The sequence below is a fragment of the Streptomyces griseorubiginosus genome, assembly GCF_001514195.1.
Taxonomy (GTDB): domain Bacteria; phylum Actinomycetota; class Actinomycetes; order Streptomycetales; family Streptomycetaceae; genus Streptomyces; species Streptomyces griseorubiginosus.
This window is the reverse complement of the sequence record NZ_KQ948737.1, coordinates 360,180-375,861: the sequence shown is the minus strand read 5'-3', so window position 1 is coordinate 375,861 and position 15,682 is coordinate 360,180. Positions and strand designations below refer to the sequence as shown.

Annotated in this window: 3 protein-coding genes and 1 pseudogene; all 4 read right to left on the bottom strand. The window is 72.3% G+C overall.

Going from position 1 to position 15,682, the window contains the following annotated elements; genetic code table 11:
• Window positions 1-58: 58 nt before the first annotated feature.
• The 4 genes and pseudogenes from ccrA to AQJ54_RS20025 all read right to left on the bottom strand — a co-directional run bounded on the left by ccrA (window position 59) and on the right by AQJ54_RS20025 (window position 15,642).
• A complete protein-coding gene (gene ccrA / locus AQJ54_RS20040; protein ID WP_062239224.1) occupies window positions 59-1,420 on the bottom strand; it encodes a crotonyl-CoA carboxylase/reductase in 1,362 nt (453 codons plus the stop codon).
• Window positions 1,421-1,482: 62 nt separating this feature from the next.
• A complete protein-coding gene (locus tag AQJ54_RS20035; protein ID WP_062239221.1) occupies window positions 1,483-3,786 on the bottom strand; it encodes a type I polyketide synthase in 2,304 nt (767 codons plus the stop codon).
• Window positions 3,783-6,953 (bottom strand): annotated as a pseudogene (locus tag AQJ54_RS20030) (type I polyketide synthase); the annotation flags it as partial. The gene AQJ54_RS20035 and the pseudogene AQJ54_RS20030, both read right to left, overlap by 4 nt.
• A 91-nt stretch (window positions 6,954-7,044) precedes the next feature.
• Window positions 7,045-15,642 (bottom strand): type I polyketide synthase, encoded by an 8,598-nt coding sequence (locus AQJ54_RS20025; protein WP_062239218.1) that lies wholly within the window; start codon window positions 15,640-15,642, stop codon window positions 7,045-7,047.
• Window positions 15,643-15,682 lie beyond the last annotated feature (40 nt).

Here is a 15,682-nt window from a genome sequence, read left to right as displayed (position 1 = left end):
GGCCTTTCGGTTCAACAGGTCTGATGGTTGGGTGGGTTGAGGGGGGCGTCCGAGGAGTTCAGGCGACCGGCGCGGGGCGGGCGGCGAACGACCGCAGCGGATTGAGGGCGTCCTCGCCGATACGGGCGCGGAGTTCGGGTGCCGTGACACCGAGGCCCGCCTCGGGCGCCAGGCACAGCACACCGACCTTGCCGATGTGCTGGTTGAGCTGCACCAGCCGCGTCGCCTCCGCGACCTCGGCCAGCGGGAACAGCGAGGACAGCGTCGGTACGACACCGCCCTGTTCGAAGAGTCGGGCACACTCCACCTGTTCCTGGAGGTTGGCGACATGGCTGCCGATGACACGCTTCAGCCGCATCCACAGGTAGCGGTTGTCGAACTGGTGGATGTAGCCGGTGCTCGACCCGCAGGTCACGACCGTCCCGCCCCGCCGGACGACGAACACGGAGATCCCGAACGTGGAACGGCCCACGTGCTCGAAGACGATGTCGGGATCGGTCCCGACGGCGGCCCGCACCTGACGCCCGAGCCGCTTCCCGGCCGCCGCCACCTGCGCGGGGTCCTCACCCGTGTCGTCACCGATCCCGATCTCCTCACGGTTGACGACCACGTCGCACCCCACCCGGCGGGCGGCCTCCGCCTTCTCCTCCGACCCGACGACCCCGACGGCGATTCCGCCGCCGTTCTTCACCAACTGAGCCGCATAGGCGCCGAGTCCACCGGAGGCGCCCCAGATCAGCACGACATCGCCTTGCTTCATCCGTGCCCCGCGATCACTGACGAGCATGCGGTACGCCGTCCCCGCGCAGGCCGGGATCGTCGCGGCCTCCTCCCACGTCAAGTGGGCCGGTTTAGCGATGAGTTGACTTGTCCGGGCCACCGCGTACTGGGCGAGTCCGCCGTAGTTGGTCTCGTAGCCCCATGCGAGCTGGTGCTCGCCGAGCATGCCGTCGGCCTGGCTGATCGGCTCCTGGTCGTCCACATAGGCGGCGTTGACCATGGCGTGGTCCCCGGGCCGCCAATGCCGTACACCCGAGCCGGTGCGCACCACGACTCCGGCCGCGTCGGAGCCCAGAACGTGGAAGGGCTGGTCGTGCCGGGTCGCCCAGCCGCCCTCACGGCCGTAGTGGCGCAGGAAGCGGAACGTGGACAGCGGCTCGAACTTCGCCGACCAGACAGTGTTGTAGTTCACCGTGCTGGCCATCACCGCGAGCAACACCTCGTCGGGCGCGAGCTCCGGCATGGGGACCTCGCCGACGTGCAGCGTGCGCCGTACGTCCTTGTCCGCGTCCTCCGGCAGATCGGCGAAGACCTGCTCGTCCTCGACACGCAGATGCGCGGCGGTGAAGTGGTCGGGCAGCGGGGCGTGGGCGAGCTCTTGCGGCGACGCCCCGGACAGCACGGCATCGGACAACGACATGGCGTCTCACCTCTGTTCGGGGGCTGCGGAAACGGAACGGCACGAGGCCGCTCGGAGCGTGGTCATACGACGGACCAGTGGTGGTCGTCGCGGAACGCGTACGTCGGCAACGGCACGCGCACCGCGCCCAGCCCGGCGTACACCTCCGCCCAGTCGAGCCGGACCCCTGCCACGAAGGCCTCCGCCAACTGCTGTGCGGGCGCGGAACGTTCACCGTCGGACGGACCGATCGGAGGCAGTGGAATCAGACCGGCTGTCGAGGGGGCCGGCGAGAGGTCCGCCGAAGGATCTCGTCCGGCGATGAGCCCCTCCAGCGCGGCCTCCCAGGTGCAGGTCCGCCGCAGGTATGCTGCGGCCCACCGGCCCGGCCCGTCCTGGCCGAGGAACACGGCGGGCCGTACCCCGAACCTCCGCCACAGCCGGGCGGCGGCGACGGACAGGGCGAACGACTCGACGGCGGAGGGGACCTCGTCGCCCCCCGAGCGGAGCACACCCGTCGTTGGGACGGACACGAACGGCCGCAGCTCCTCCTCGATCCCCCCGACCACCGTCGTGAACACCGGCCACTCCCAGGGCAGTCGATCGAAGACCAGCGGCGCCACGGGAGGGGCGGAGCAGACCAGTACGGTCTTCGCCGTGCGGGCCCGTCCCGTGACGAGAGCGGGCCCCGACGGCTCTCCGTCCGCCAACGCCCTCAAGCCGGCAACGAGTTGCGTCCGGGTGCCGACGACGGCCGCCCGGTGAGGGAAAGCGCTGCGGGTGACGGCCAGGGAGTACGCGATGTCCAGGCACGACTGCTCCTGGTGACCATCCAGGTGGGCCAGCAGCTTGCGGGCCTGGCCGCGCAGCGCCTCAGGATCCTTGGCCGACAGGATCCACGGCATGGTGGGCGCACCCCGGTCCGACGGAGCGGACGACCAACTCCAGGCAGGCCGCTCGGGCTGCTCGACGATGACGTGCCCGTTCGTGCCGCCCGCGCCGAGCGCCGTCACCGCGGCCCGCCGGGGCCCGTCCGTCTCGGGCCACGGCACACTCTCGGGCACCGCTCGCAACGTACCGTGCGACCGCTCCACGGTGTTGATCTGCGGCTCGCAGTGGAGCGTGGCGGGCACCGTGCCATGGGTCAGAGCGAGAACCGTCTTCATGACCCCGGCCATGCCCGACGCCGACTGCGTGTGCCCGAAGTTGGACTTGACCGAGCCGAACAGCAGCGGCCGCTCCGCGTCCCGGTCATGGCCGTAGACCCGCAGCATGGCCTCGGCTTCCATCACGTCCCCCAGCGGCGTGCCGGTGCCGTGCGCCTCGACGAAGTCCACGTCCGCCGGCTTGAGCCCTGCGTCGGCCAACGCCCGCTCCATCACCCGCTGTTGTCCCGGGCCGTTGGGCACGGCGAGCCCGTTGCTGGTGCCGTTCTGGCCCACCGCCGACCCCCGCAGCACCGCGAGCACGGGATGCCCGAGACGCTCGGCGTCCGACAGGCGTTCCAGGAGGAGGACCCCCACCCCCTCCGCCCAGTTGCCGCCGTCGGCCTTCGCCGAGAACGGTTTCGTACGACCGTCCCGGGCCAGTGCGCTGAGCCGGCTGTGCTCCAGGAACACGTCCGGCACGGCGATCACGGTGACGCCTGCCGCCAGGGTCAGCGAGCACTCCCCGGTGAGGAGAGCCTGCCGGGCCAGATGCAGTGCCGACAGCGACGACGAGCACGCGGTGTCCACGGTCAACGCCGGGCCGTGCAGACCGAGGAAGTAGGAGATGCGGCCGGAGGCGGCGCTGGGCAGCGTCCCCACGGCCAGATAGTCGGTGCCCTCCTCCGGACGTTCCCGGCCGCCGTCGCTCCCGGCGTACCCCTGCGGTGTCAGCCCCACGAACACACCCGTCGCCGAACCACCGAGGGACAAGGGGTCGATGCCGGCGCTTTCGACGGCCTCCCACGCCGTGTGCAGGAGCAGCCGCTGCTGCGGGTCCGTACCTGCGGATTCGTCCGGTGTGTAGCCGAAGAAGGCCGCGTCGAAGGCGCTCGCGTCCGTGAGGAAGCCGCCCTCACGCACACAGCACCGGCCCGGCACCCCGGGTTCCGGGTCGTAGAGCCCGTCGACATCCCAGCCCCGGTCGGTGGGAAACGGTGACAGACAGTCCCGACCTTCCACCAGGGCCCGCCACAGGGCGTCCGGCGTGTCGATACCTCCTGGCCACCGGCACGCCATCCCGATCACGGCCACCGCGTCCGGCCCGACGGCAGGCCTGCTCTCGAACTCGGCCAGTCGGTCGGTGAGTTCACGCACCCGGCGCCGCTCCTCCTGGAGACCCACGGTCGCTCTGCGGAGATACTCGCGGAGCTTGGCCTCGCTCTGCGCGGCCTCGGTCATGACGCCTCCTCGGAGCCGGCGTTGTCGATGAGGGCGAACAACTCGTCGTCGCTCGCTTCGGCGAGACTTGCCTCGTCACTGTCCGGCGCGGCCCCGAACTTGTCCTGGTGCACGTCGGCCAGGTGCTCGGCGAGGAGCTGAGGGGTCGGATAGTCGAACGCCACACTGACGGGCAGGGCGAGATCCAGCGCCGCCACCAGCCGCTTGCGCAGGGCGACGGCCGTCAACGACTCGAACCCCAACTCCTGGAAGGGGCGGTCGGCAAGGATCGGCTCGACGGAGTCGTGCCCGAGGGCGACCGCGGCATGCGTGCGGACGAGGTCCAGCATCTCCTCCGCCACCTCGTCGCGTGAAAGCCCGGCCAACCGTTCACGGAACTCCGCGACCGGGTCGTCCTGCGGCGCGTCCGTCGGAACCGCGGTGCCGGTCGAGCGCAGGGGAGCGGTGCTTGATTCCAGCCAGTAGTGGTGGTGTTGGAAGGGGTAGGTGGGGAGTGGGGTGTGGTGGTGGGGGGTGGGGAGTAGCGCTGTCCAGTTGGGGGTGGTGCCGGTGGTGTGGGCGTGGGCGAGGGCGGTGGTGAAGGAGGCGGTGGTGTTGCGGCGGAGGGTGTGGAGGGCGTTGACGGCCGTTCCGGTCGCTTCTGCTGTTTCGTCGATGGCGGGGGTGAGGACGGGGTGGGGGCTGGTTTCGATGGTGGTGTGGGGGCCTTCGTTGATCAGGTGGGTGAGTGCTTGGTGGAAGAGGACGGGGTGGCGGAGGTTGGTGTACCAGTAGTCGGCGGTCAGTTCCGTGCCCTCAACCGGCTGTCCGGTCACCGTGGAGACCATCGGGATGATCGCTTGGCGTGGCTGGATGTCGGCGAGGGCGGTGGTGATGTGGTGTTGGTGGGCGTCGACTTGGGGGGAGTGGCTGGCGTAGTCGACGTTGATCCGGCGTACCCGGACGCCCTGGGAAGCCCACTGGGCGGTGAGCTCGTCGAGGGTGTCGGGTGTGGTGCTGATGACGGTGGTGGTGGGGGAGTTGTGGGCGGCGATGGTGACCCGGTCGTCGATGTGGTCGCTCACCCATTGAGCACTTTGGCTGACGGTGGCCATGACGCCGTGTCCGGCCAGTTGGCGCATGGCGGCGGAGCGGACGGTGACGATGCGGGCGGCATCCTTGAGGGTGAGGATGCCGGCGATATGCGCGGCGGCGATCTCACCCTGGGAGTGGCCGATGACGGCGGCGGGCTGGATGTCGTGGGCGATCCAGAGGCGGGCGAGGCTGGTCATGACGGCGAACAGGGCGGGCTGGACCATCTCGACGTGGTTCAGCCAGGTCTCGTCGTCTCCGGTGAGGGTGTCGATCAGTGACCAGCCGGTGAGCGGGTCGAGGACTTCAGCGCAGGCGTCCAGCGCGTCACGGAAGACCGGGCTGGTGGCGTAGAGGTCGGCGCCCATGCCGGCCCACTGCGAGCCCTGACCTGGGAACACGAACACCGGACCACGCCCGGTCGCCGTCACAGGCCCCGCACCGGCGATCACCTGCGGATGGGGGATACCCTCGGCCAGCGCTTGCAGCCCGTCGATCGCGCTGTCCCGGTCTCCCGCGACCACCACTGCCCGGTGTGGCAGCAAGGCCCGCGTCGTGACCAGCGCATGGGCCATGTCGGTCAGGTGGAGCTCGGCATCGGCTTCCAGACGCTCGGCGAGCCGCTTGCCGTAGGCGGCCAGCGCGGCCGTACTGCCCGCCGACACCACCAGCGGCACCGGCCCACCCGTCGACGGGACGAACTCCTCCGCCTCAACAGATACTTGGGCCTGTTCAAGGATCACGTGGGCGTTCGTCCCGCTGATGCCGAAGGAGGAGACGCCGGCGCGTCGGGGGCGGTCGGTGTCCGGCCAGGGCTGTGCCGTGTCGAGAAGGCGGATGTTGCCCTCGCTCCAGTCGACCTGGCTGGTGGGCCGTGTGAGGTGGAGACTGCGGGGGAGGGTGCCCTCGCGCATGGCCCAGATCATCTTGATGATGCCCGCGATACCGGCGGCGGCCTGGGTGTGGCCGATGTTGGTCTTCACCGAGCCGAGCCACAGGGGGCGTTCGGACGGGCGGTCCTGGCCGTACGTGGCGAGGAGCGCCTGGGCTTCGATGGGGTCGCCGAGCCGGGTCCCGGTGCCGTGGGCCTCCACCGCGTCGACATCGGCGGCGGCGAGGTGGGCGTTGTCCAGCGCGGCGCGCAGCAGACGGGCCTGGGAACGGCCGTTGGGGGCGGTGAGGCCGTTGGAGGCACCGTCCTGGTTGACGGCGGAACCGCGGATGACGGCGAGCACGGGGTGTCCGTGGCGTCGGGCGTCGGAGAGGCGCTCGACGAGGAGGGTTCCCACGCCCTCGCTCCATGACGAGCCGTCGGCGGCGTCGTCGAAGGCCTTGATCCTGGCGTCCGGTGCCAGTCCGCGCTGCCGGGAGAACTCGATGAACGACTCGACCGTCGACATGACCGTGGAGCCGCCGGCCACGGCGAGGTCGCACTCCTTGTTGCGCAGCGACTGCATGGCCAGGTGCAGGGCGACGAGGGAGGACGAACAGGCGGTGTCGATCGTGAGAGCCGGCCCTTCGAGACCGAAGACGTACGCCAGCCGTCCGGAGACGATGCTGCCCGCGCTGCCGGCGCCGATCATGCCCTCGAAGCCTTCGGGGGCCGGGGTGAGCCGGGTGCCGTGGTCGTGGGAGAGGACGCCGACGAAGACGCCCGTCCTGCTGCCGCCGAGGCCGTGCGGGTCGAGGCCTGCCCGTTCGAACGTCTCCCAGGTCACCTCCAGGAGGAGCCGCTGCTGGGGGTCCATGGAGAGTGCCTCGCGCGGCGGGATACCGAAAAGGGCCGCGTCGAAGCCGCCCGCGTCCTGGAGGAAGCCGCCCTCCTTGACGTACATCTTCCCGACGCTGTCGGGGTCGGGGTCGTACAGCTCGTCGATGTCCCAGCCGCGGTCGGCGGGCATCGCAGAGATCAGGTCGCGTTCCTCGGTGACCGCGCGCCACAGGTCCTCGGGGGAGTCGATGCCGCCGGGGAACCGGCACGCCGCCGACACGACGGCGATGGGCTCCTGGCGGCCGGACTCCAGCTCCAGGAGTCGGGCGCGGGCGCGATGCAGATCGGCCGTCACCCGCTTCAAGTACTCGATGACCCGCGTGTCTTCCACGGAACGCTTCCTTTCCGCTCGCTGGTGCGCCTGCTGTCGTCCGGTTCGGCGGCCGGTCCTGCGGGACCGGCCGCCGTCGTCGGTGTCAGAAGCTGCCCATGTCGTCGATGAAGTCGAGGAGTTGGTCGACGGAGGCACCCTCAAGGCCGAGTCCGTCCTCCGCCTCGCCGGGGGTCGTGGCGGCCGGTTCCTCGGCGGCCGCGCGCCATTTGGCGACGAGGGAGTGCAGCCGCATCGTGACTCTGGCGCGCAGGGCCGGATCGGCGTCGTCGGCGCCCAGCAGGGCGAGTTCGAGCCGGTCGAGGTCGGTGAGGATGGGCGGGGTGACCTCGACGGGTGTCGCGAACAGCTTCGCTTCGAGGAGGTCGGCGATGGCGCGGGGCGTGGGATGGTCGAAGGCCAGCGTGGCGGGGAGTTTCACGCCGCTGAGCGCCGTCAGCCTGTTGCGCAGGTCCACGGCCGTCAGGGAGTCGAGCCCCAGCTCCTTGAAGGCACGGCCGTCGTCCACCGCGTCCGCCGAACCGTGTCCCAGGACGAGGGCGACGGTCGCGCGCACCGTGTCGAGGAGGGCGGCGGTACGCTCGGCCGTCCCGAGTGCGGCCAGCCGCTCGCGGAGGCCGGACTGTTCGGCCGCGCCCGCCCTGCGGCGTACGGCCCGCACCAGCCCGCGCAGCAGCGGGGGCAGGGTGCCGTCGGCCGCCTGGGCGCGCAGCGTGGGGAAGTCGAAGCGGGCCGCGACGAGATGGGCGTCGGGGCCGGCCAGGGCCGCGTCCAGCAGGGCCATTCCCTGCTCGCCGGACAGACTCCATGTGCCGGAGCGGGCCATGCGGCGGGCCAGGTCCTGCTCGCTGAGACCGGCACCCATCTCGGACCGGTCCTGCCACAGCCCCCAGGACATGGACAGTGCCGGCAGCCCCGCCGCCCGGCGGTGCGCGGCGAGCGCGTCCAGGAAGGCGTTGGCGGCGCCGTAGGCGCCCTGTCCCGCGCCGCCGAAGGTGCCTGCCATCGAGGAGTACAGGACGAAGGCCGCCAGGTCGAGATCCTGGGTGAGCCGGTGCAACTCCCAGGCGGCGTCTGTCTTCGGGCCCAGGACGGTGTCGAGGTGTCCGGGCGTGAGCGAGCCGATCGCGCCGTCGGCGAGGACGCCCGCGAGATGGAACACACCGGTCAGTGGCCGCTCTGCGGGAATGTCCGCGAGGAGGCGGGTGAGCGCCGCGGGGTCGGCCACGTCGCAGGCGGCGAGGGTGACGGTCGCGCCGGCCTCGGTGAGTTCCGTGCACAGCGCCGACGCACCCGGTGCCTCGGCTCCCCGGCGGCTGGTCAGCAGGAGGTGCCGGACACTGTGTCGGGACACCAGATGGCGGGCCAGGATGGCGCCGAGGGTTCCGGTGCCACCGGTGATCAGTACCGTGCCTTCGGGGTTGAAGGGGCGTTCGCGCTGCTCGTCGACGGCTGCCCTGGCCAGGCGTGGGGCGCGCAGCACACCGTCGCGCACGGCAAGCTGGGGCTCGCCGGATACGAGTGCCGCGCCGATCAGAACGGACGGCACCTCGGCGGTGTCGCTGTCGAGCAGCAGGAAACGGTCGGGCTGCTCCTGCTGCGCCGAACGGAGAAGCCCCCACAGCGGCGCGTGCGCGAGGTCGCCGAGCACGTCGTCCGGTGCCGCCTGGACCGCGTCCCGCGTGAGGAACACCAGGCGTGCCTCCGACCAGCGTTCGTCGGCCAGCCAGGCCTGGCACAGCTCCAGGGCCCCTCCGAGCAGGTGCCGGTCGCCGGGTGCGCCACCGCCTCCGGCCACCACGACCGCGTCCGGCACCGGCGCACCCGCGTCCACCGCGTCCGCCAGCGCTGCGAGATCGGGGTACCGGCGACGGGCCTCGACCTCGGCCGGCCACACCTCCTCCGACTGTGCGCCGAGCACCACCCAGCGGTCCGTGGTGGACACCCCGGCCGAGGGCAGGGGCGTCCAGTCGACCCTGAACAGGGAGTGGTCCGTCCCGGTGCGCGCGGCCGTCAGACCGGCCGTCGACAGCGGCCGTACGGCGACGGACTCGGCCGTGAGCACCGGCAGCCCGGTGCCGTCGTAGAGGTGGAAGGAGAACGCGCCGTCCGAGAGCCGTCGCACCCGTACCCGCAGGGCCGTGGCGCCCTGGGCGTGCAGGGTGACACCGCTCCAGGAGAAGGCGAGTTGGCCGCTGTTCTCCAGTCCGTCGAGGACCACCACGTGCAGGGCGGCGTCGAGGAGGGCCGGGTGCAGGCCGTACGAGGCGGCGTTCTTGTGTTCGGAGTCGGGGAGTTGGACCTCCGCGAAGAGTTCGTCGCCGTGCCGCCAGGCGGTGCCGAGGCCCTGGAACGCCGGTCCGTACGCGATGCCGGCCGTCGCGATCCGCTCGTAGGCGTCCTCGGTCGGCAGGATCTCGGCGTCACGAGGAGGCCACACGGCGAGCGCCTCGGGGTCTGCGGTGACGGGGGCCAGGACGCCCTCCGCGTGCTGGACCCAGGAGCCGTCCTCGCCCTCGCTCTCCGGGCGCGCGTGGATGCGCAGCGCGCGTCGGCCCGTGCCGTCCGGGGCGTCGACCGCGACCTGCACGACCACGCCGCCCGTGCCGGGCACCACCAGCGGCGCCTGCAAGGTGAGATCCTCCAGCGCCGCGCAGCGCACCGCGTCGCCCGCGCGCACGGCCAGCTCCACGAAGGCCGCGCCCGGCAGGATCGCCACCCCGGACACCGCGTGATCATCCAGCCAGCCCAGTGACCGACGGCTCAGTCGGCCGGTCAGCAGGGCGCCCCCGTCGGCGAGGTCGACCTGGGTGTCGGTGACCGGGTGCCCGGTGCCCTGCACCCCGGCGCCCACCGGCCCGGTGACGGGCTCGAGCCAGTAGCGCTCCCGCTGGAAGGCGTACGTCGGCAGGTCCACCCGGCGCGCTCCGACCCCGTCGAAGACGGCGGCCGGCCAGTCGACGCCGATGCCGTTCACCCATGCCTCGGCGAGAGCCCGGGCGGTGCGTCCGGGGCCGCCGTCGTCGCGGCGCAGCGTGCCCAGCGCGGCCACCTGGGTGTCCTGGCTCTCGGCGATGTCCGCGATACCGCTGAGCAGCAGCGGGTGCGGGCTCATCTCCAGGAACACCCGGTGCCCGCGGTCCAGCAGGTGCCGTACCGCGGCCTCGAACTGCACCGGCTCACGGGCGTTGCGGTACCAGTAGTCGGCGTGCATCGACGTGTTGTCCAGGATCTCGCCGGTGACCGTCGAGCACAGCGGCACTGTGCCGGGGCGCGGTGTCACCTGCTCCAGGGCGCCGAGCAACTGCTCGCGCAGCCGCTCCATCTGCGGGGCGTGCCCCGGTGCCACGGCGCCGCGCACCCGCCGCACCTGCGCGCCCTCCGCCTCGGCGACCGTGAGGAACTCCTCCAGGGCCGTGACGTCGCCGGTGACGACGACCGACTCGGGTCCGTTGATCACCCCGACGCTCAACTCCTGCGCCCAGGGCGCGAGTCGTTCGGCCACCCAGGCCTGGGACTTGGACACTCCGGCCATGGCGCCCAGACCCACCACGTCCACGATCAGCCGGCTGCGCAGAGCCACGACCCGGGCCGCGTCCTCCAAAGAGAGCGCGCCCGCGATGTACGCGGCGGCGATCTCGCCCTGTGAGTGGCCCACCACAGCGGCCGGTTGCACTCCCGCGGCCTGCCAGGTGCGGGCCAGGGACACCATCACGGAGAACAACACCGGCTGTACGACGTCCAGTTGATCCAGGGAGGGAGCCCCGGGGGTGCCGGCCATCGCGTCCGTGATCGACCAGCCGACCAGCTCGGTGAAGACCCGCTCGCAGTCGGCGAACGTGTCCCGGAACACCTCCGATCCCCGCAGCAGCTCCGAGGCCATGCCGATCCACTGGGAGCCCTGGCCGGGGAAGACGAACACCGCGGCCTCTCCGGTCGGCCGGCCGGTGACCACGTTCGGGGTCTCGTCGCTCTCGGCCAGGGCGTCGAGTCCGGCCAGTGCGTCCTGTGCGCAGGCTGCTAGGACGACGGCACGGTGGGGGAGTTGGGCGCGGTGGTTCGCGAGCGACCAGGCGACGTCGGTCAGCTCCGTCGGCTCCAGCGGCTCCGTGGGCGCTGCGGAGGACTGCCGGAGCCGTGCGGCCAGTCGGGCGGCCTGTCCGCGCAGGGCCTGCGGGCTGTGCGCGGAGAGCGTCAGCGGTGTCACCGGCAGCGGGATACGCGGCTCGGTCGACACGGGCGCGGCCGGGGCCTGTTCGAGGATCACATGCGCGTTGGTCCCGCTCGCGCCGAACGCCGACACGCCCGCCCGGCGAGGCCGGTCGGTGTCGGGCCACGCCTGGCTCCCGGTCAGCAGCCGCACCGCTCCGAGCGACCAGTCGATCCGGGTCGAGGGCCGGTCCACGTGCAGCGTCCGCGGCAGCACCCCGTGGCGCAGGGCCATCACGGTCTTGATGACGCCGGCGACACCCGCCGCGCCCTGAGCGTGGCCGATGTTCGACTTGATGGACCCCAGCCACAGCGGCCGCTCCTCGGGCCGGTCACTGCCGTAGGTCGCCATGATCGCGTGCGCCTCGATGGGGTCGCCGAGCCGGGTGCCGGTGCCGTGCGCCTCGACGGCGTCGACGTCGGCGGATGCCAGGCCGGCGTTGTCCAACGCGGCCCGGATGACGCGCTGTTGGGCGGTGCCGTTCGGCGCGGTCAGCCCGTTGGAGGCGCCGTCCTGGTTGACGGCGGTGCCGCGCACCACCGCCAGGACACGGTGCCCATGCCGCTCGGCGTCGGAGAGCCGCTCCACGAGGAGCATGCCCACGCCCTCGGACCACATGGTGCCGTCGGCCCCGTCGGCGAACGACTTGCTGCGTGCGTCCGGTGCCATCAGTCCCTGCCCGGAGAAGCCCACGAAGGCCCCCGGCGTCGACATCACCGTCGCGGCTCCCGCGAGCGCCAGGTCGCACTCCCCGGAGCGCAGCGCGTGCACCGCCTGGTGCAGCGCGACCAACGCCGAGGAGCACGCCGTGTCGACGGTGACCGCGGGCCCCTCGAAGCCGAAGGTGTACGCGATGCGCCCGGTGGCGATCGAACCGCCGATGCCGGTCGCGAAGTACGGCACGAGGTCGTCGGGCATCCGTTCCGGACCGAGCAGGTAGTCGTGCCCCACCAGCCCCGCGAACACGCCGGTGCGACTGCCCCGGAGGGTGCCCGGGTCCAGTCCGGCCTGCTCCATCGCCTCCCAGCCGGTTTCCAACAGGAGCCTGTGCTGGGGGTCCATCGCCAGCGCCTCGCGGGGCGAGATGCCGAAGAACGCCGGGTCGAAGTCGGCCGCGTCGTAAAGGAATCCGCTCTCCCGGGCCTCCGTCGAGGTGCCCGGCGCACCGTCGGGGCTGAACAGCTCCTCCAGGTTCCAGCCACGGTTGTCCGGGAAGGCGCCCAGGACGTCACGCTCCTCGGCCACGAGCTGCCACAGCTCCTCGGGGCTGGTCACGCCGCCCGGGAAGCGGCAGCCCATGCCGATGATGGCGACCGGTTCGTCCACCCGGTGGCGGGTGGGCGCGGCGGCCGCTTCGTCGGTCTCGCCGCGCCGCTGCCGACCGAGGTGCGTGGCGAGCGCCTGGGGTGTCGGGTGGTCGAAGACGGCGGACGCGGGCACGGACAGGCCCGTCACCGCGCGCAGTTCGGCACACAGCTCGACCGCGCCGACCGAGGTCACCCCCAGTTCGGAGAAGGGCCGGCTCGGTGCCACGGCGTCCTTCGTGGCGTACCCGAGCACGGCTGCGGCTGCCGCTCGGACCAGTTCGAGCATCCCCCACTCGTTGGGGGTAGGGCCGGCTTCCGGACGGGTTTCCGGTGCCGGCGCCGGGTCCTCGTGCGGGGTGGCAGAGCGGTCGAAGGTGCGGCCCTCGGCGATCCAGTACCGACGATGCTCGAAGGCGTACGTCGGCAGCTCCGCGCGCACGGCCCCCGTCCCGGCGAAGACCCGCACCCAGTCGACGTCCACGCCCGCGGCGTACGCCTGGCCGACTCCGGTGAGGAAGGACCGGGTGTCGGGGCGGTCCTTGCGCAGCGTCGGCGCGAGCACCGCCGCCTCCCGGTCCAGCAGGCAGTCCGCGGCCATCGAGGCGAGCACCCCGTCCGGCCCCAACTCCAGGAAGACACGCGAACCTTGGGCCTCGGCCGTACGGATCGCGTCCAGGAACCGGACCGGCTCCCGCAGATGCCGCACCCAGTACTCCGGGTCCGTCACCGCGCCGGGGCCGACGAGCGCGCCGGTCAGCGCGGAGACCAGCGGGATGCGCGGCTCGTGGAAGGTCACCCCGGCGGCGATACGACGGAACTCCGCCATCGCAGGCTCCATCAGGACCGAATGAAACGCGTGGCTGACCTGGAGTTCCTTGGTCTTGTGCCCGCGGTCCGCGAGCAACCGCGCCACCTCGGCCGTCGCGGACGCCGTACCCGACAGCACCACCGACACGGGCCCGTTGACCGCTGCCACATCGACCTGGCCGTGCGTCTCGGCGAGCAGCGGGAGGACGTCCTCCTCGGCAGCCCGCACGGAGATCATCACCCCGTCCTGCGGGAGCGCCTGCATCACTCGGCCGCGGGCGGCGACCAGGGCACAGGCGTCCGGGAGGGTGAGGACCCCGGCAACGTGGGCGGCCGTCAACTCGCCGATGGAGTGGCCGATCAGACGGCCCGGCACGAGCCCCCAGGACTCGGCCAGCCGGAACAGGGCCGTCTCCACGGCGAACAGCGCGGGCTGTGTGTAGGCGGTCTGGTCCAGGAGCGCCGCCGTGGTGGAACCGGCCTCGGCGAACACGACCTCCTTGAGGGGCCGTTCAAGCAGCACGTCCATGTGTCCGCACACCGCGTCGAGCGCTGCGGCGAACGCCGGAAAATCGTTGTACAACTCCCGTGCCATACCGACGTGCTGGGCGCCCTGCCCGGTGAACAGGAAGGTAGGAGAGGGGTGTTCGGTGGCTTCGCCGCGGACGACTCCGCTGCCCGGGGCGCCGGCGGCGACGGCGCGCAGCCCGGCGAGAAGATCCTCACGGCCGGCCGCGACGACCACCGCGCGGTGCGGCATCCGGGCTCGCGTGGCCGCCGTGGACCAGGCGAGGTCGGCCGGGCGGGCACCCGGCCGCTCGGTGACGTGTGCGGCCAGCCGCGCGGCCTGACCTCGCAGGGCCGCCGGACTTCGTGCGGACAGGAGCCAGGGCAGAGTGGAGGGGGATGCTGAGGCTGCGGTAGACGGTGCTTCACCCACCGGCGTGGGCTCGGCTTCCTCCAGGACGACGTGCGCGTTCGTTCCGCTGATGCCGAAGGACGACACCGCCGCACGGCGCGGCCGGTGCGTGTCGGGCCACGGCTGTTCGGCGTGGAGCAGACGGATGCCGGCCGTGGTCCAGTCGACGTGCGGCGTCGGCGGCTCGGCGTGCAGGGTCCGCGGCAGCCTCCCGTGCCGCAGGGCCAGCACCGTCTTGATGACACCGGCGACGCCCGCCGCGGCCTGCGTGTGCCCGAGGTTCGACTTCACGGACCCCAGCCACAACGGCCGACCGGCCGGCCTGTCCTTCCCGTACGTCGCCAGCAGGGCGTCGACCTCGATGGGGTCCCCGAGTCGGGTGCCGGTCCCGTGCGCCTCCACGACGTCGACGTCGTCCGGTGCGAGACCCGCGTCGGTGAGGGCCTGACGGATGACACGCTGCTGGGCCGGACCGCTGGGAGCGGTAAGGCCGTTCGAGGCGCCGTCCTGGTTGACGGCGGTGCCGCGGACCACGGCCAGGACGCGATGACCGTGGCGGCGGGCGTCGGAGAGCCGCTCCAGCAGGAGCATGCCGACGCCCTCGGAGACCGCGGTCCCGTCGGCACCGTCGGAGAAGGTCTTGCACCGGCCGTCGGCGGCCAGGCCGCGCTGACGGGAGAACTCCACCAGCGTCCAGGGGCTGGACATGACGGTCGCGCCGCCGACGAGCGCCAGGTCGCACTCGCCGCCGCGCAGCGCCCGCACCGCCTGGTGCAGCGCCACCAGAGACGCCGAGCACGCGGTGTCCACGGTCACCGCGGGACCCTCCAGGCCCAGCGTGAAGGCGAGCCGCCCGGACAGCACGCTCTGTGTGGAGCCGGTGCCCAGGTAGCCGCCGAGATCGGCGACCCCGTCCATCATCGGCGCGATGTAGTCCTGGCCGTTGGTGCCGACGAACACCCCGGTGTCGCTGCCGCGCAACGACGTCGGATCGATCGCCGCGTCCTCCAGCGTCTCCCAGGCGACTTCGAGCAGCAGCCGCTGTTGCGGGTCCATCGCCAGCGCCTCACGCGGCGAGATCCCGAAGAACCCGGCGTCGAAGTCCCCGGCCGAGGCCAAGAACCCGCCCTCGCGGACGTACGCGGTGCCGGCTGCGGCCGGGTCGGGGTCGTAGAGGGCGTCCAGGTCCCAGCCCCGGTCGGAGGGAAGCGGTCCGATCGCGTCCGTGCCGGAGGACAGCAGCCGCCACAGATCCTCCGGGGAGCCGACGTCTCCGGGGAACCGGCAGCCCATGCCGACGACGGCGACCGGCTCGGAGCGACGCGCCCGCAGGTCGGCAAGGTCCCGCTTGGTCTCGTCGAGTTCGCGCGCCATCCACTTGAGCGTCTCGACGACCTTGTCCCGGCCGGCCGGAGCGCCGGCGCTGCTGTCGCTCGTCACTGCAAACATCTCCTGAGGTGCGGTGGGGCTGGGGCTGGGG